The sequence below is a fragment of the Bifidobacterium primatium genome, from assembly GCF_002802875.1.
GTDB classification, from domain to species: domain Bacteria; phylum Actinomycetota; class Actinomycetes; order Actinomycetales; family Bifidobacteriaceae; genus Galliscardovia; species Galliscardovia primatium.
On sequence record NZ_PEBI01000002.1, the window covers coordinates 159,176 to 177,772 of the forward strand.

The window sequence follows — 18,597 nt, forward strand, 5'->3', positions numbered from 1 at the left end:
ACCATAAGGAACACATGATGACCAACGAATTCTTCCTGAGCCGTCTTGCCGACCAGCCCCATGCACTGGCCTTCGCCGGCCAGTCCACGCCGTGGCCGGTCGCGCTCGCCGACGAACTGCAGAACCCCGCGCTCGCCGAGACGCTGCGCGGCCACGCAGCCGCCGCCCAGCGACTGCTCACGCCCGTCTCCGCCGAACTGCTCGCCACCACCGGCCGCCCGGTCGACCTGTTCGGCTTCGAACCGAACCCGGCCCGCCTTGGCGCCGCCGCCGACGCGCCCGCCAGCGTGCCCGGCATCGCCCTCGCCCAGCTTGGCGCGCTGCTTGACGCCGCCGACCTCGGCTACGACGTGGCGGCCGCGAAGCCCGTTGCCGTGCTCGGCCACTCGCAGGGCATCCTCGCCGTGCACATGGTCAAGGCCATGCAGGAGGCCGGCTCCATCGACGCCGCATCCGACGCCATCGACGAGATTCTCGCCATCGCCACGCTGATCGGCGTGGCCGGCACCCGACAGGCCCGCAGCAGCGCGCTCGCCAGCCGCAGCGGCGACGCCACCCCGATGCTTTCCGTCAAGGGCGTGACCCGCGAGCAGATCGACGCGCTCGTGGCCCGCGTGGTCAACCCGCGCGGCCCGATCTCCGTGGCCGTGACCAACTCCGGCAACCACTACGTGCTCTCCGGCTACCCGGAGGACCTCGCCTCCTTCGAGATCGAGGCGGGCAAGGAGCACCGCCACCAGGCCAAGCTGCGCGAGGAAAAGGTGCGCGGCGGCCGCGTGTTCGACCCCACGCTCGAATACCTCGACGTGACCCTGCCGTTCCACAGCCCGATCATGGCCGACGGTGTGGAGCAGGCCGTGGCCTGGGCCCGCGAGTGCGGACTGGACGCCGACCGCGCCCGTCTGCTCGCCGCCGAAGTGCTGCTCAACCATGTGGACTGGGCCACCCGCGTGCGTGAGGCTCTGGAATCCACCGACCCGGGCAAGCTGTGGGTCGTGGACTTCGGCCCCGGCACCGTGGTCGGCAAGCTGCTGAGCACCGTGGCACAGGGCACCGGCGTCGGCGTGGTGGACGCCTCCACCGCGGACACCCGCACCACGCTCTCGACGCTTGAGAGCGAGCCGGCCCGCACCCAGAACTGGACCCGCTACGCGCCGCGCGTCGTCGAGACCCCGGCCGGCCCGAAGGTGCGCACCGCGTTCTCCGACCTCACCGGCAAGCCTCCGGTGCTGCTCGCCGGCATGACGCCCACCACCGTGGACCCGGAGATCGTGGCCGCAGCCGCGAACGCCGGCTACTGGGCCGAGCTCGCCGGCGGCGGCCAGGTGACCGCCGAGGTGTTCGACCGCCACGTGGCCAAGCTCGAGGAGGAGCTCGAGGAAGGCCGCACCGTGGAGTTCAACGCCATGTTCATGGACCGCTACCTGTGGAACCTCCAGTTCGGCTCGCAGCGCATCGTGCCGAAGAAACGCGCCTCGGGCACGCCCATCGACGGCGTGGTCGTCTCCGCGGGCATCCCCGAGCTCGACGAGGCCGAGGAGCTCATCCGCACGCTCAACGCCGACGGCTTCCCCTACGTGAGCTTCAAGCCCGGCACCGTCGACCAGATCCGACAGGTCGTGCGCATCGCCAAGGCCGTGGCCCCCACGAAGGTCCTCATCGAGGTCGAGGGCGGCGCCGCCGGCGGACACCACAGCTGGGAGTCGCTGGACGACCTGCTCATGAGCACCTACGCCGAGGTGCGCGAGCAGACGAACCTCGTGCTCGTCGTCGGCGGCGGCGCCGGCACGCCCGAGCGCGCGGCCGACTACATCACCGGCCAGTGGTCGCGCGCCTACGACCTGCCGCTCATGCCGGTCGACGGCGTGCTCGTCGGCACCGCCGCCATGACCGCCAAGGAGGCGCACACCAGCCCGCAGGTCAAGCAGCTGCTCGTCGAGACCCCCGGCATCACCGGCGACGACAAGGACGCCGATCCGTTCGCCCCGCTCGGCGAGCGCTGGGTGCCGTCCGGCAAGTCCGTCGGCGGCGTAGCCTCCGGCCTGAGCCACCTGCACGCCGACATCTACGAGGTGGAGAACTCCTCCGCCGTGTGCGGCCGCCTGCTCGTGCGCGTCATGAAGCACCCCGAGGAGTTGGAGGCCCGCCGCGACGAGATCATCGCCGCCCTCAACAAGACCGCCAAGCCCTACTTCGGCGACCTCGACACCATGACCTACTACGCGTGGGCCAAGCGTTTCGCCGACCTGTCCTACCCGTGGGCCGACGAGACCTACGCCGACCGTTTCCTGCACCTGCTGCAGCGCATCGAGGCCCGTGTGCGCGACCAGGAGTCCGGCGAGTTCGAGTCGCTGTTCGCCGGCCGTGACGACGTGCTCGAGCCGGCCGCCGCGCTCAAGAGGCTCAAGGACGCCTACCCGCAGTCCGACGAGATCACCGTGGTGCCGAGCGACGTGGCATGGTTCCCCGTGCTGGTTCGCGAATACCCGAAGCCCATGCCGTTCGTGCCGGTCATCGACAACGACCTGCTGCGCTGGTGGGGCCAGGACCAGCTGTGGCAGTCCGAGGACCCGCGCTACTCCGCCGACTCCGTGCGCATCATCCCCGGCCCGATCTCCGTGGCCGCCATCACCACCGTGGACGAGCCGATCGCCAGCATCCTCGGCCGTTTCGAGTCCGCCATGGTCGATCGCGTCAACGAGGCTTCGGCCGCTGCTGACGCCGAATCATCCGCGGCCTTCTCCACGCTCGGCGGCTCGACCTCCGCCGAGGAGTTCATCCGCAAGAGCCCGAACATCTCCTGGGTCGGCCATCTCATGGCCAACCCCGCCTACGGCACCAAGGTCGGCGACGAATACTACGAGATTCGCAAGGTCGGCGAGGACGGCGCCGTCGAGAAGTTCGATCTCGACATCCATCTCGACACGTACTGGGACAACGATCCCGACGGCGGCAAGAGCAAGCACGCCGTGCGCGACATCGTCATCCCGCTCAACGTGAACGGCAACGAGACCGGCCTGTTCCCGGTCGTCGACCGCGAGCGCCTGCCCGAGCATGTGTATCGCATGCTGGCCGACACCGCCGGCATCGGCAACACCGCCATCACCGGCGACAAGCTCACCGCCATGCCCGAGATCGAGAAGGTCACCGACACCGCGACGTACCCGTTCGGCCAGGCGCATGCGACATACACGCTGAGCGCCAACCTCGGCTTCGACCACGAGGCCGCCACCGGCGGCGCGCTGCCGGCCAGCCTCGTGCCGTCGCGCATCGCGCCCGACGCGCTCGTCGGACCGGCATGGCCGGCCATCTACGCGGCGCTCGGCTCCGTGTACGTGCACGGCTTCCCGGTCATCGAAGGCCTGCTCAACGCCGTGCACCTCGACCACCTCATCCGCCTCGAGGTCACCGAGGACGAGCTGCTCGCCCACACCGGCGAGACCATCTCGCTCACGTCGTGGGCCGAGGACTACTTCGAGTCCGCCTCCGGCCGCGTCGTCACCATCCATGTGACCCACGCCGCCGCCGACGGCACCGTGCTCGCCAACGAGACCGAGCGCTTCGCCATCCGCGGCCGCGCCTACTCCGACGCGCTGCCCGCCGAGGCGCCCGACTTCGGCGGCATCGACGCCGAGACGCTGGACACGCCGCGCCGTCTGCTGCGCCGTGTGAAGGTCGTCGCCCCCGGCGAGATGACCGCGTTCGCCCGCACCTCCGGCGACTTCAACCCCATCCACACCTCGCACCGCGGCGCCGCCGTCTCCGGTCTCGCCGCCCCGCTCGTGCATGGCATGTGGCTGTCCGCCACCGCCCAGCACGCGGTGCAGGCCGTCGACGACAAGGGCGCCCACTACGAGATCGCCGGCTGGACGTACAACATGTACGGCATGGTCCAGCTGAACGACGAGGTGGAGATCTCCGTCGAACGCGTGGGCAAGGTGAGCCACGGCGGCATGGTGCTTGAAGTCACCAGCCGCATCGACGGTAACATTGTTTCACGTGGAACAGCCATCGTCCGCGCACCGAAGTCCGCGTTCGTCTACCCCGGCCAGGGCATCCAGAAGCAGGGCATGGTGCTCGACGAGCGCGCCAAGTCCGCCGCCGCCCGCGACGTGTGGGAGCGCGCCGACAGGCTCACCCGCGCCAAGCTCGGGTTCTCGATCCTCGCCGTCGTGCGCGACAACCCGAAGGAGCTCACCGCCAACGGCGTGACCTACCGCCACCCGGACGGGCTGCTCAACCTCACCCAGTTCACGCAGGTGGCGCTCGCCACCGTGGCGTTCGCCCAGACCGCGCGCCTGCGCGAGACCGGCAGCGACATCTGGCCTGCCTACTTCGCCGGCCACTCGCTCGGCGAGTACAACGCGCTCTCCGCATTCGCCAACGTGATTCCGCTCGAGACCGTGCTCGAACTCGTGTTCCACCGCGGCTCGACCATGCACCATCTGATTCCGCGCGACGCCCAGGGCCGCTCCAACTACCGCATGGGAGCCCTGCGTCCGAACCAGTTCGGCGTGGACGACGCCCACGTGAAGGAATACGTGGAGTCCGTGGCCGAAAAGAGCGGCGAGTTCCTGCAGATCGTGAACTACAACCTCGCCGGCCAGCAGTACGCCGTCGCCGGCACGATTGCCGGACTCAAGGCCCTCAAGGCCGATGCCGCCCGCCGCGTCGCCGAATACGGCGGCAAGCCGGCGTTCATGCTCGTGCCCGGCATCGACGTGCCGTTCCACTCCACGCTGCTCAGGAAGGGCGTGCCCGAGTTCCGCGACAAGCTCGACGCCCTGCTCCCCAAGCACATCGACTACCGTGGACGCCTCGTCGGCCGCTACATCCCGAACCTCGTGGCCACGCCGTTCGAGATGACCAAGGAGTTCGCCGCGAAGATTCTCGAGGTCGTGCCCTCCGAGCGCATCAAGGCCGCCCTGGACGACGACGCCGTATGGCAGTCCTACGCCGAGGACGACCAGAAGCTCGGCCGACTGTTGCTGACCGAACTGCTCTCCTGGCAGTTCGCCTCCCCGGTGCGCTGGATCGAGACCCAGGCGCTGCTCTTCGGCGAGCAGGCCAAGGGCGGTCTCGGCGTGGAGGAGTACGTTGAGGTCGGCCTCGGCAACGCCCCGACGCTCGCCAACCTCGGCACCAAGACCCTGCGCCTGCCCGACTTCAAGAACCGCAAGGTCACCGTCTACAACGTCGGTCGCGACGAGGGACGCGTATACATGACGGATTCCGATTCGCTGGTTCCCGAGGAGGAGCCGACGGAGGCGCCCGCCGCCGAGCAGCAGACCGCCCCGGCTGCGGCTCCTGCGGCTCCGGCCCCCGCGACTGCCGCCGCCCCGGCACCCGCACCGGCCGCTGCCGCCGCGCCCGATTCCGCCGTCGGCCAGCTTGGCTCGGCCGTCTCCGGCCCCGTCGAGGACCTGCCGTTCAAGGCGTCGGATGCCATCGGCGTGCTCATGGCCTACTCCACCAAGATTCGTCTCGACCAGATTGGCGCGAATGACACCACCGACACGCTGACCAACGGCGTCTCCTCCCGCCGCAACCAGCTGCTCATGGACATCAGCTCCGAGCTGGGCGTGGCCAGCGTGGACGGCGCCGCCGAGGCCACGCTGCCGCAGCTCGCGCAGATCGTGAACAAGGTGGCCCCGAACTACAAGCCGTTCGGACCGGTCCTCTCCGACGCCATCCGCGACCGCATGCGCTCGCTGTTCGGCGCCGCCGGCGTCAAGCCGGCGCATATCCGCGACCGCGTGACCGGCACGTGGCAGCTCGGCGAAGGCTGGGTGGCCGCCGTCACCGCCGCCCTGCTGCTCGACACCCGCGAGGGCGCCAGCTCCCGCGGCGACGACCTCGCCAAGCTGCCCACCGGTGCCGTGGCCAATGCGGCCGCCGCCGACAAGCTCATCGATGACGCGGTCGTGCTCGTCGGCCAGACCAAGGGCGTGGCCGTCTCCAAGCCGAACGCCGGCGGTTCCGCCGGCGGCGCCGTGGTCGACTCCGCCGCGCTCGACGCCTTCGCCGAAAAGGTGACCGGCGCCAACGGTGTGCTCGCCTCCACCGCCCGCTTCGTGCTGAACGAACTCGGTGTGGCCGCACCCGTGGCCGAACCCGGCGAGGACGAGAACGCCGCCGTGGTCGAGGCCGTCAACGCCGAGCTCGGCGCCGACTGGCCCAAGCAGGTCGAGCCGCGCTTCGACGCCAACAAGGCCATCCTGTTCGACGACCGCTGGGCCTCCGCCCGCGAGGACCTCGCCCGCGCGTTCTACAACAACGACGCCGAGGCGCTGAACGGTTCGTTCCTCGGCCTCGGCCAAGCCGTGGCCGCCGAGGCCAGGTGGTTCGCCGCGCAGGTGTCGCGACGTCACGAAGATTCGTTCGGGGTCGCCGACGTGTTCCGCCAGTCCGGTGAGACCGGCGACACGTTCGTGAACCTTTCCGAAGAATTCGCCCGCATCGCCAAGGAAGCCCTTGAGCCGGCCGCCGACGACGAGACCGCATCCCGCTTCGCGGGCGACGTGGCCGTCGTCACCGGCGTGGCCCCGAACTCCATCGCCGCGCAGGTCGTCAACGGCCTGCTCGCCGGCGGTGCCACCGTCATCGCCACCTCGCACAGCTTCAAGCCGAGCGTGAAGGCATGGGCCAAGCAGACCTACCGCGAGCACGCGGCCGGCGACGCGAAGCTGTGGCTGGTTCCCGCGAACCTCTCCAGCTACCGTGACGTCGACGAGCTGGTCGCATGGGTCGGCAACGTGCAGAAGAAGGTCAACGGCGCCACCACGACCATTCTCAAGCCCGCCTACGAGCCGAGCCTGTTCTTCCCGTTCGCGGCCCCGCCGGTGCACGGCACCCTGGCCGATTCGGGCGAACTGTTCGAATCCCAGGCGCGCCTCATGCTCTGGGGCGTCGAACGTGCCATCGCCGGGCTGAGCCGCATCGGCGCCGACACCGACGTACAGCACAAGCTGCACGTGGTGCTGCCCGGTTCGCCGAACCGCGGCATCTTCGGCGGCGACGGCGCCTACGGCGAGGTCAAGTCCGCCTTCGACGCCATCGTCAACCGCGCCCGCGCCGAAAAGGTGTGGTCCGGCCGCGTCACGTTCGCCCATCCGAAGATCGGCTGGGTGCGCGGCACCGGCCTCATGGGCGGCAACGACCCGCTGGTCGCCGTCGTCGAACGCCACGGCATCCACACGTACTCCACCGCCGACATGGCCGTGAAGCTGCTCGACCTCGCCGACGCCAAGGCCCGTGCCAAGGCCGTCCAGGTCCCGCTCGACGTGGACCTCACCGGTGGTCTCGGCAACGAGCCCATCGACATCAAGGCCCTGCGCGCCGAGGCCATGGCGGATGCCGCCAAGGCCGAAGCGGCCGAAGCCGATGAAGCCGCCGAGCAGCCGTCCGAGGCCGCCGCGAAGGGCGAGACCATCAAGGCCCTGCCCACGCCGCACGTGCCGCATCAGGCCCCGGTCGACCTCGCCGACTGGACGAACGTCACCGCGAAGCCCGAGGACGAAATCGTCATCGTCTCCGTCGGCGAGCTCGGCCCGTGGGGCTCCGGCCGCACGCGCTTCGAGGCCGAACTCGGCATCCACTCCGACGGCGAGGTCGACCTCTCCGCCGGCGCCGTCCTCGAACTCGCCTGGAACATGGGCCTGCTCACGTGGAACGACAGCCCGAACCCCGGCTGGTACGACACCGACGGCAACCTCGTGCCCGAGGAGGACATCGCCGAACGCTACCACGACGAGGTCGTGGCCCGCTCCGGCATCCGCCCGTTCGAGGAGGGCATGGGCGACGACTACAAGGACGGCGCCGACGAGGAGGAGGCCGAGGTCTACCTCGACCACGACGTCACCTTCTCCGTGCCCACCAGGGACATCGCCGAGGAATACGTCAAGCTCGACCCGAAGCACACGAGCGTCGCGCCCGACGCCGAATCCGGCGAGTGGAACGTCACCCGCCACGCCGGCTCCATGGTGCGCGTGCCTCGCCGCGCCACGATGACCCGAACCGTCGGCGGCCAGTTCCCCAAGGGCTTCGACCCGCTCAAGTGGGGCATCCCCGCCTCGATGGTCGGCGACGTCGACAAGATCGCGCTGTGGAACATCGTCACCACGGTCGACGCCTACCTCTCCGCCGGCTTCACGCCCGCTGAGATCCTTGAGTCCATCCACCCCTCGCAGGTGGCCAGCACGCAGGGCACCGGCTTCGGCGGCATGGCCTCGATGCGCAAGCTCTACCTCGACCGCTTCCTCAACCACGAGATCCCGACCGACATCCTGCAGGAGGCCCTGCCGAACGTCGTCGCGGCCCACGTGATGCAGTCCTACATCGGCGGCTACGGCAACATGATCCAGCCGGTCTCCGCCTGCGCCACCGCAGCCGTCTCCCTCGAGGAGGGCGCCGACAAGATCGCGCTCGGCAAGGCCGACTTCGTCGTCACCGGCGCCATCGACGACATCGGCGTGGAATCGGTCATCGGCTTCGGCAACATGAACGCCACCGCCAACTCGCAGGAGATGTACGACAAGGGCATCGACGCGCGCTTCTTCAGCCGTGCCAACGACCGTCGTCGCGGCGGCTTCCTCGAATCCCAGGGCGGCGGCACGATCCTGCTGACCCGAGGCGACATCGCGCTGAAGCTCGGCCTGCCGGTCGCCGGCGTGGTCGGATTCATCCACAGCTACGCCGACGGCGCGCACACGTCCATCCCGGCCCCCGGCCTCGGCGCGCTCGCGGCCGGTCGCGGCGGCAAGGACTCCAAGCTGGTCCACGACCTCGCCAAGCTCGGCGTCACGCCGGACGACATCGCCGTGGTCTCCAAGCACGACACGTCCACCAACGCCAACGATCCGAACGAGTCCGAACTGCACAACACGCTGGCCCACGCCATCGGCCGCACCGACGGCAACCCGCTGTTCGTCATCTCGCAGAAGACGCTCACCGGCCACGCGAAGGGCGGCGCCTGCATCTTCCAGGTCAACGGCCTGACGCAGCTGTTCAACAGCGGCGTCATCCCCGCCAACGCCTCGCTCGACTGCGTGGACCCGAAGCTGCGCCGCGACGACCACATGGTCTGGCTGCGTTCGCCGCTGCACATCGGCAAGGTGAAGGCCGGTCTCGCCACCTCGCTCGGCTTCGGCCACGTGAGCGGTTTCGCCGCCATCGTGAACCCCGGCGCGTTCGAGGCCTCCGTGGCCAACACCGCCGGCGCCGACGCGCTCGACGAATGGCGTAGGCGCGCCAACGCCCGCCTCGCCGCCGGCCAGCGCCGACTCGAGGAAGGCATGATGGGCCGCGCCGCGCTCTACGAGCCAATCGACAACCGTCGCTTCCGCGAGGACGGCACGAAGCTCGCCGACGGCGGCCGCTACGACTCGCACGAGGTCGAAAAGGCCATGCTCCTCGATCCGGACGCCCGCCTGGGTGAGTCCGGCTACTACGAGGCGTGACCTCACCCCTCGGCTCCCCTCAAGTATGAGGGGAGCTGTCGGCGTAGCCGACTGAGGGGAGTTGCCGTCCCGCTCCCTTCGCCTACGGACAGTCCACTGGACTGTCCTCTTGACGGCTCAGCTGGACGCCCGCCTTGGCGCCTCCGGCTACTACGAGGTGTGACTCCATCCCTCGGCTCCCCTCAAGTATGAGGGGAGCTGTCGGCGTAGCCGACTGAGGGGAGTTGCTGTCTCGCCAAGCCATCCGGCTCCCTTCTTCGGAAGGGAGCCTTTTTCATGTCACGCAATCACTTATCCGTCCATTTGCGTATTCCGTGCCAGGATTTTGCGGTACGGAACGTCGAGAATCCACATAATGCGTTTCCCTGCCAGGCCATCTGTCGCGGAAACGCATTTCGACGAAAAACCGCATTCCATGATTATCAAAAACGTTGGAATTGCAACGAATGTCAATCGTGGGTCTTAACGGTCGTTGTCACGGAGTTCCATATGTCGCCTTTTCGTCATTCCGTGCCAAGTTCGCGTCCGGATTCCGTGCGCGACCTCCCGCCTTCCGCCCCTCGGACCCTCAAGCATGAGGGGAACCGGCCGTCGTAAGACTGACTGAGGGAGGCCGGCACGTCGCGCATCTTCCATAGCTTCCCGAGCTCCGTTGTGCATATTGGGAAAGATATTGGATTGTGAAACGTGTGGAGGCGTCGACTTGCGCGAACCCCGTTCCCGTGTCATCATATTCAGGTTGCCTGAAGCGAGCAGGCCAAACGCGAACGAACACAGCGTCCTGATCGCGAGGGGAACGGCCCGGCGGATTTCCCAAGCGGTCAAAGGGAGCTGACTGTAAATCAGCCGCTTCGTGCTTCAGTGGTTCGAATCCACTATCCGCCACGCCTCGATAGCTCAGTGGTAGAGCACTTCCTTGGTAAGGAAGAGGTCGCGAGTCCGATTCTCGCTCGAGGCTCTCTCAACTCTCTTATTTTTTGTTTCCTTCTTCTCTGCCATTGTTCCTCGGGATAGAGTTGTTCTTGAGAACAAAGGAGTCCCGATATGGCCAATGAAACGACGATTAACGCAACGTCTCCCAACTCAGTGACATCATCCAACGGCCAGCCCCAGCTGATGACGATGGAGTTCATCGACGACCTCAGGTCCATGGTCGAGGTGCAGCCCGAGTCCACCGTCTCACGCACCGTGATGCAGGTGGAGGGCGCCAACGTGGTGCTCTTCTCCTTCGACAAAGGACAGGAGCTCAGCGAGCACACCGCCGCCATGCCCGTGCTCGTGCAGTGCCTCGAAGGCCGGCTCAGGATCACCGGCGGCGGCAAGACCGTGGACCTCACCCCGGGCGGCATCCTGCACTTCCCGACCCGTCTGCCCCACGCGGTCTACGCCGAGGAACCCTCCAAGATGATGCTCATCATGATGCGCCGCTAGGATGCCGCGTCGGATTGCGGGCTGCCGGACGCTCGACGTCCCGTTCCCGTGTGTTGTGGAAGGCGCGGCGGATAGGAATCGTGGACGTTGTTTCGTTCCTGTGCGTTGTGGTGATGGCAACGGATGAGAACCGTGTGGGATGCAGCGTTCTCGTTTGTTGCGACGGGGGCAACGGATGGGAATCGAGCAAGGAAATAGGGTTCCTGTGCGATGTGGCGGGCATGACGGATGGGAACCGTGCGAGGTGCCGCGTTCCTGTTCGTCGTGTCGATTGTGACGGACGGGAATCGCAGGAGTGCTTCCTTTTCGTGGGAGTGCTCCCTTTTCCTCATGTGAGCGCTCGCCTTGCGCGACACGGTATCGAACCGGTTTGATACGACGGTTCGATGCGCTACGATGAGAGATGTATTCACAACAATCAGGCGTTTGATGGAACGAAGGAGTTTCCCATGCCGAAAGCCGAGAAGAAGACCACCGCGAAAACCGCCACCAAGAGCGCCGCACGCTCCACGCGCGTCACGAAATCAACCGCCGCAAAGACAACGGAACCCGCCAAGCCCGTCGTGGACGACTCCGTCTTCCAGGAGCGCCTCGCCCGTCATGCCGACGAGCTCGGACGCCTGTTCTCCGAACTCTACTCCGACGCCTCCGCCCTCGACGACCTCAAGGCCGCCATGGCCGAGGCGTACGCCGCCCGCCCCGACGACCTCAAGGAGCTCGACGCCAAGCGCGAGGCCGACCCCGACTGGTACAAGCGCGGCAACATGTTCGGCATGACCCTCTACACCGACCTGTTCGCCGGCGACCTCAAGAAGCTCGCCGACCGCGTGCCCTACCTCGAGGAGCAGAAGCTCACCTACCTGCACCTCATGCCGCTGCTGCAGATGCCGCACCCGCAGAACGACGGCGGCTACGCGGTCGAGGACTTCGACAACGTCGACCCCACGCTCGGCACCAACGAGGACCTCGCCGCCCTCACCGCCAAGCTGCGCAAGGCCGGCATCAGCCTCTGCCTCGACTTCGTGATGAACCACACCGCCTCGTCGCACCGCTGGGCCAAGGCCGCGCAGGCCGGCGACCCCGAATACCAGGACTACTACTTCTGCTACGACGACCGTACCATCCCCGACCAGTACGACGCCGTCGTGCCGCAGGTGTTCCCCGGCACCGCCCCCGGCAACTTCAGCTGGAACGAGCAGATGGGCAAGTGGGTCATGACCCAGTTCTACCCGTTCCAGTGGGACCTCAACTACCGCAACCCCAAGGTGCTCGTCGCCATGCTCTCCAGCGCCCTGCACCTCGCCAACCTCGGCGTCGAGGTGCTGCGCATCGACGCCGTGCCCTACATCTGGAAGGTGCTCGGCACCAACTGCCGCAACCTGCCGCAGGTCCACACCATCGTGCGCATGCTGCGCATCGCCCTCGAATGCGTGTGCCCGGCCGTCGTGCTCAAGGGCGAGGTCGTCATGGCCCCCAAGGAGCTTGCCGCCTACTTCGGCACCGAAGAGGCCCCCGAATGCCACATGCTGTACAACGTCTCCATCATGGTGAACCTGTGGAGCGCGCTCGCCAGCCAGGACACGCGCCTGCTCAAGACCCAGATCGACAAGCTCAACGCCCTTCCCGAGAACTGCTGGTTCGTCAACTACCTGCGTTGCCATGACGACATCGGCTGGGGTCTGGATGAGGACGTCGAGGAGGAGATCGGCATCGATCCGCTCAAGCACAAGGAATTCCTCTACCACTTCTACGAGGGATGCGTGCCCGGCAGCTGGGCCATGGGCGAGCTCTACAACTACGACCCCGCCACCAAGGACGCCCGCAGCTGCGGCACCACCGCCAGCCTGTGCGGCGTGGAGAAGGCGCTCATCACGCATGACCACCCCTCCTACGAGCGAGCCCTCCAGCGCGATCTGCTCATGCACCGCGCCATGGCGTTCCTGCGCGGCTTCCCCATGCTCAACTGCGGCGACGAGATCGGCCAGCTCAACGGTTGGGACTACAAGGAGGACTCCGCCCGCGTGGAGGACAGCCGCAACCTGCACCGCAGCAAGTTCGACTGGGAGAAGGCCGCGCTGCGCGAGGAGCCCGGCACCCTGCAGAACCGTCTGTGGGAAGGCATGGAGGGCCTGCGCGAGATGCGTGACGACCCGTGCTTCGCGCCCGACGCCTGGACGAGCACGTGGGACACGCACAACAATGCCGTCCTCGCCGTGATTCGCAAGTCCGGCGATCGTACGCTCATCGGCCTGTTCAACTTCTCCGGATTCGAGCAGTCGGTGCATCTCGACGGCAGCGAGGGCCTCATCGCCCGCGTCTCCACCGACCTCAAGCCCTACGAGGCCAAGCTCATCCACCTGTGAGTTTCCGGGGTCGGGTCTGAGCGCTCGGGTTTGGTTTCATGGGTTGGCTGCTCGGACGTGAGTTTCCGGACTTGGCCTTTCGTCTCTCCTCGGTCGGTTTCTCCCTGTAGGAACCGACCGTTGTTATTTCCGGGTGGCGCCGTGCCGTTGAATCGTGTCATCGGATGTCGTATTTGTTGATTTTCGTACTTTGTGCCGCAATGTCGTGGCACGGAAGCGTCATCGAGCCGGATTTGTTATTCCGTGGCGGTTCCTATGGGATATGCCTCCTGATAAACGTTGAAATTGCAATAATGTTGATGGCTGCTGCACGCCGGATTCCGGCAGCGAATCGCGACTATTGCGGGAATCGTATTCCGTGCCAACGGAATGCGGCGGGGAGACGTGTCTGCCCGTGAATATGGCATTCCGTGCCACCCGTTCCGTTCGTAAGATGATTACGTCGACTGAATCGTCGGATCGGTCGCGGCCGCCGAACCGCCGGAGCGGCTGGAGACAATGGATGAAGGGACACGGCATCATGAACGCTGATTCGATTGACCTCCCGCGCCCGTCCACGGTCCTCGGACTCGGCCACGACGTGGTCGACATCGCCGCGTTCGCCGAGCAGCTGGCCGAGCCCGGCTCGCGCATGCGTGCGTTGTTCTCATCGCGCGAACTGCGGCAGGCGGCGTTGCGCGCCCGCGTCAAGCACGACGACGAATCCGCGCATCTCGCCGTGCGATGGGCCGGCAAGGAGGCCGTGCTCAAGGCGTGGAGCGAGGCGCTTGAGTCCCGTCCGAATCCATATACGCTCGACGATTTTCCCTGGTCCGGCATCGAGATCCTTGACGATTCGCGAGGCCGACCGAGCGTGACGCTGCGTGCCGACGTCGACCGGACGCTGCATGGGTCCCTTGCCGATGATTCGACGGCGTTGTCGTCCGCTCCGTCGCTCGCCGCTCGACCGGTCTCTTCGTCGGCTGCTCAGCCGGTCTCTTCGTCGTACTCCCGACTGGCGTGGCATGTTTCGTTGAGCCACGACGGTCCCGTCGCCTCTGCCGTCATCCTGCTGGTCCGCGAATGATTTCCGCGATCGGCGCTCTGTTCACTCTCGATGCGTCGGTTATAACGCATCCATGCGTAAAACCCGACGCGTGGAGCCGCCATGGGGAGGGTTTTCCGCAACCATCCGTTATAACCGCCTCTCAGGGGCGGTGCGGGTCGGTTATAACGCACGCATGCGTAAAACCCGACGGATAGGACCGCGGAGAGGGAGCTTTTTCGCAGCCGCGCGGTTGCGGCGCGCTATAACCGCACGGTAGCCGGATACTGGACGAATGACGATCGGATATCGGTCGGGCGACGGCCACATGTCGGTCGGACGGCGGCCGCATGACGATTGGACGACGGTCGTATACCGACCGAAAAACTCACAAATCAACATTTCGCCGCCAGACGTTCAAAAATGTTCGTTTTATGCTTCGAAAGACAGTGATATCAACGACGATATTTCCTGTGAAATATCTCACAAAATAGGATAAATGCTCTTGGATGCTTGAAAACTATCCAAATCGAACATATTTCATTGTTTAGTTGACCGTTTTGCGAGCGTATATGCCATATTTGTTGTTCCCATTTGTTTCCTTCGTGTTTGACTAATTGCGTTTTTGGGGCCACAATGGCGTTGTTCACGCAAACCGATGAAGGTATTGCACTCCGGCGCCGCAGCTGGAGGGACGCATGGAAGGAAGGACGGAGCAGCATGATTACTGGTGCTGTCGGGGAGTCTGCGATTCGCCTGTCGCTAAGCTGGGTGGATTGGCTTATCCTCGTTATTTATTTCGCAATGATCGTGTGGATCGGCTACACCATCCACAAGCAGCAGAAGTCGAGTGAGGACTTCCTGCTGGCAGGACGTTCGATGCCGGCATGGATCGCAGGCCTCGCGTTCTGCGCCGCAAACCTCGGCGCCACCGAGATTCTGGGTATGGCCGCGAACGGCGCCCAGATCGGTATGCCGACCATCCACTACTACCTCATCGGCGCCATCCCCGGCATGGTGTTCCTCGGCATCTTCATGATGCCGTTCTACTACGGCTCCGGCGTGCGCTCGGTTCCTGAGTTCATGCGCAAGCGCTTCGGCAAGGGCGCGCAGCTCATCGTGTCGCTCTGCTTCGCCGTCTCCACGATTCTGCAGGCCGGCATCAACCTGTATGCCATGGCCCTGATTCTGCAGGCCATGCTCGGTTGGAGCCAGTGGACCGCAATCATCCTCTCCGCGATCTTCGTGCTCGCCTACATCACGCTGGGTGGTCTGACCTCCGCAATCTACAACGAGGTCATGCAGTTCTTCGTCATCGTCGCGGCCCTTATCCCCGTCACCATCGTCGGTCTGCACCAGGTCGGCGGCTGGAGCGGCCTGACCGCCAAGCTGTCCTCCATGCAGGACTGGTCCGGCTCCATCCACGCCTGGGCCGGCACCGGCTTCGGCAACGTGACCAACCCGGTCGGCGGCGACTGGTTCTCCATCCTCATGGGCCTCGGCTTCGTGCTCGGCTTCGGCTACTGGACCACGAACTTCACCGAGGTGCAACGTGCATTCGCTGCGAAGAGCATGACCGCCGCCCGTATGACGCCTATCATCGGCGCCATCCCGAAGATGCTCATCTGGCTCATCATCATCATCCCGGGTCTTGTGGCCGCCGCCACCGTCGGCAACCTGTTCGCCGGTGACCACCCGGTGCTGCAGTACAACGAAGCCATTCCGTACCTGTTCAAGATGTACCTGCCGAACGGCGTGCTCGGCGTGGCGATCACTGGTATGATGGCCTCCTTCATGGCCGGCATGGCCGCGAACGTCTCCTCGTTCAACACCGTCGTCGTCTACGATCTGGTGCAGGACTACATCAAGCCCGGTGAGAAGGACTCGTACTACCTCAAGCTCGGCCGCTGGATCACCTTCGCCGGCATCATCATCTCCGTCGGCACCGCATGGATCGCCAGCCAGTTCGGCAACATCATGACGTACCTGCAAACGCTGTTCAGCTTCTTCAACGCCCCGCTGTTCGCCGTGTTCATCCTCGGCCTGGTGTGGAAGCGCGTCTCCAACGTGGCCGGCACCGTCGCCTACGTGGCCGGCATCATCGCCCCGCTCATCACCTACATCCTGTACCTGAACTCCGTGGCCGCCGGCAACCCGATCTTCGGCTCCGCGACCGCCGAGACCTGGTACGGCGCCATCATCTCCCTGTTCGCGACCTGGGTCGTGGCGGCCATCCTCACGCCGTTCACCAAGGCCAAGACCGAGGAGGAGCTCGAGGGCCTCACCTTCTCCACCGGTGGCATGAAGTACTTCAAGGCCGCCAAGGACGAGGAGCTCGAGGACGCCAAGCGCGCCGCCAAGGGCGTCAAGGACACCGCACTGGTCAAGGTCCCGTGGTTCAAGAAGCCGGCCGTTCTCGGTTCCATCATCTTCATCCTTGGTCTCGTGTTCTACATCCCGTTCTTCTAAACATCGGTTTGAGCATAATTTTCTAAGGAGTTTGCAATGGCAGAAGATACCAAGGCCGGTGCTTCCGGCAAGGGCCTGTTGACTCAGGCCGAAAAGGACCAGGCCGTCAAGGCCGCCCGTCGCAACGATCTGCGTCTGCTGATTGGCGTGCTGTTCGTGATCTACGGCGTCATCGTGACCATCGTCGGCATCGCCGACCCGGCCGCCGACGTCGCCAAGACCGGTGGCATCGCCATCAACCTGTGGACCGGCATCGGCATGCTGGTCATCGGCGTGCTGTTCCTCGTGTGGAACTTCGTCCGTCCGCTCGCCGCGGAGGACATCATCGCCTCCGCCGAGGCGTCCGCCGCCAAGGCGCAGATTCAGCACGAAGGCCGCAAGGACTGATTGCCGAACGGCTGGGACGATTACCGTCGGCAATCGCCGCAGCCGTTCACGCTGACGCGTTGAATCCCTGATTCACAGCAAAGAGGGCCTCCCGAATCGGTTTCCATCCGATTCGGGAGGCCCTTTCGCGTGCGGCTCTACGGCACGGGGATTTCGGGGGAGCGGCTACTGCGCGAACACGTATTCGCTCAGGCGTCGCATGGCCTCCTCGACGCGCGACTTCGGCAACGCCAGATTCATGCGGATCGCGCACGGATGCTGGAACTGCCGGCCGTCCTGCCAGCCGACGCCCACGTCCGAGCCGCGCTTCTCCAGCTCGTCGATCGTGACGCCATGCTTCTCGCACCATTCGGTGCAGTCGAGGAACAGCATGTACGTGCCCTGCGGCTTCGACACCGCAATCCCATCGAAATGCCGTTCGATGTAGTCGGCGGCATAGTCCACGTTGTCGCTCAGCACGTCGAGCAGCTGTTCGAGCCATTCGCGGCCTTCGGGGCTGAAGGCGCCCACGAGCGCGTGCATCGACAGCACGTTCATGGCGTTGTAGTGCGTCTTCTCGCTCACGGCCACCAGGCGATCGCGAAGATAGTCGCTGTATACGATGTGGTAGCTGCCGACGAGACCGGCCAGCGAGAACGTCTTGCTCGGTGCATAGAACGCGATGACGCGGTTGCGGGCGTCGTCGCTCACCGACTGCGTGGGGATGTGATGGCTGCCGCGCAGGATGATGTCGGACCAGATTTCGTCGGAGATGACGACGCAGTCGTTGGCCGCGTAGACCTCCATCGCGCGTTCGATCTCCCAGCGCTCCCACACGCGGCCGCAGGGATTGTGCGGCGAGCAGAACACCACCACATGGATGTTGTTCTCCTTGATCTTGCGGTCCATGTCGTCGAAGTCCATGCGCCACACGCCGTTCTCGTCACGCTTGAGCGGACTGTGCACGATGCGGTATCCGTTGCCGCCGATCGACATGGTGAACCCGACGTAGGTGGGGGAGTGCAGCAGCACGGCGTCGCCGGGCGTGGCGAACGCCTTCATCGCGCTGACCACGCCGCCGAGCACGCCGTTCTCGTAGCCGATGTGCTTTGCCTCGAGGCCGGTCACGCCGTTGCGGTCGCGCTGCCAGTCGATGATGGCGTTGAAGTAGTCGTCGCTGGGGTCGAAATAGCCGAACAGCGGATGCTCCGTACGTTTGACGATCTCCCGCGTGATGCTCGGCGCGGTGGCGAAGTTCATGTCGGCGATCCACATGGGGATCTCGTCGAATCCGGGCTTGGGCGCGTCGGGCGCGAATCCGGGCATGGAGCCGACGCCGTCCACGGCGATCGCGTCCTTGCCGCGGCGGTCGATGATGGAGGTAAAGTCGTAGCGCATAGTAGTACGGTATCGGGCCGGCGGGCGGCACGCGCCGCGCCGGCCCGCAACAATGCTTATCGACCTATGACAATGTTGAATGACGGCT

Annotated in this window: 7 protein-coding genes and 2 tRNA genes; 8 read left to right on the forward strand and 1 reads right to left on the reverse strand. The window is 65.7% G+C overall.

Annotation, left to right across the window (positions count from 1 at the left end; genetic code table 11):
* Positions 1-14 precede the first annotated feature (14 nt).
* The 8 genes from CS006_RS04510 to CS006_RS04545 all read left to right on the forward strand — a co-directional run bounded on the left by CS006_RS04510 (position 15) and on the right by CS006_RS04545 (position 17,132).
* Positions 15-9,458 carry a fatty acid synthase subunit beta domain-containing protein gene (locus tag CS006_RS04510; protein WP_423734829.1) on the forward strand — a complete coding sequence of 3,148 codons (9,444 nt, stop codon included), beginning with the start codon at positions 15-17 and terminating at the stop codon, positions 9,456-9,458.
* Positions 9,459-10,261: 803 nt separating this feature from the next.
* Positions 10,262-10,343: transfer RNA gene (locus CS006_RS04515), tRNA-Tyr, on the forward strand.
* Between the two features lies 1 nt (position 10,344).
* Positions 10,345-10,416, forward strand: a tRNA-Thr gene (locus CS006_RS04520).
* A gap of 158 nt (positions 10,417-10,574) precedes the next feature.
* Positions 10,575-10,889 carry a cupin domain-containing protein gene (locus tag CS006_RS04525; RefSeq protein ID WP_243386796.1) on the forward strand — a complete coding sequence of 105 codons (315 nt, stop codon included), beginning with the start codon at positions 10,575-10,577 and terminating at the stop codon, positions 10,887-10,889.
* A 449-nt stretch (positions 10,890-11,338) separates the two neighbouring features.
* The gene (locus CS006_RS04530) at positions 11,339-13,252 is read left to right on the forward strand and encodes an alpha-amylase family protein (RefSeq protein WP_100510606.1); all 1,914 of its coding nucleotides are present in this window, start codon (positions 11,339-11,341) and stop codon (positions 13,250-13,252) included.
* Positions 13,253-13,772: 520 nt separating this feature from the next.
* Positions 13,773-14,318: a holo-ACP synthase gene (locus CS006_RS04535; RefSeq protein ID WP_100510898.1), complete on the forward strand. Its 546-nt coding sequence runs from the start codon at positions 13,773-13,775 to the stop codon at positions 14,316-14,318.
* A 678-nt stretch (positions 14,319-14,996) separates the two neighbouring features.
* Positions 14,997-16,745 (forward strand): sodium:solute symporter family protein, encoded by a 1,749-nt coding sequence (locus CS006_RS04540; RefSeq protein WP_100510607.1) that lies wholly within the window; start codon positions 14,997-14,999, stop codon positions 16,743-16,745.
* Between the two features lie 36 nt (positions 16,746-16,781).
* Positions 16,782-17,132 carry a hypothetical protein gene (locus CS006_RS04545; protein ID WP_100510608.1) on the forward strand — a complete coding sequence of 117 codons (351 nt, stop codon included), beginning with the start codon at positions 16,782-16,784 and terminating at the stop codon, positions 17,130-17,132.
* Positions 17,133-17,297: 165 nt separating this feature from the next.
* Here the strand turns inward: CS006_RS04545 and CS006_RS04550 are convergent, their stop codons facing one another.
* Complete coding sequence (locus CS006_RS04550; RefSeq protein WP_100510609.1) at positions 17,298-18,509, reverse strand: MalY/PatB family protein; 1,212 nt, start codon at positions 18,507-18,509, stop codon at positions 17,298-17,300.
* Between the last annotated feature and the right edge of the window lie 88 nt (positions 18,510-18,597).

Excerpts from the sequence above, each read along its gene's own strand:
- CS006_RS04550 (WP_100510609.1), bottom strand. The coding sequence starts at position 18,509 with ATGCGCTACGACTTTACCTCCATCATCGACCGCCGCGGCAAGGACGCG.
- CS006_RS04535 (WP_100510898.1), top strand. The coding sequence starts at position 13,773 with ATGAACGCTGATTCGATTGACCTCCCGCGCCCGTCCACGGTCCTCGGA.
- CS006_RS04530 (WP_100510606.1), top strand. The coding sequence starts at position 11,339 with ATGCCGAAAGCCGAGAAGAAGACCACCGCGAAAACCGCCACCAAGAGC.
- CS006_RS04540 (WP_100510607.1), top strand. The coding sequence starts at position 14,997 with ATGATTACTGGTGCTGTCGGGGAGTCTGCGATTCGCCTGTCGCTAAGC.
- CS006_RS04545 (WP_100510608.1), top strand. The coding sequence starts at position 16,782 with ATGGCAGAAGATACCAAGGCCGGTGCTTCCGGCAAGGGCCTGTTGACT.
- CS006_RS04510 (WP_423734829.1), top strand. The coding sequence starts at position 15 with ATGATGACCAACGAATTCTTCCTGAGCCGTCTTGCCGACCAGCCCCAT.
- CS006_RS04525 (WP_243386796.1), top strand. The coding sequence starts at position 10,575 with ATGACGATGGAGTTCATCGACGACCTCAGGTCCATGGTCGAGGTGCAG.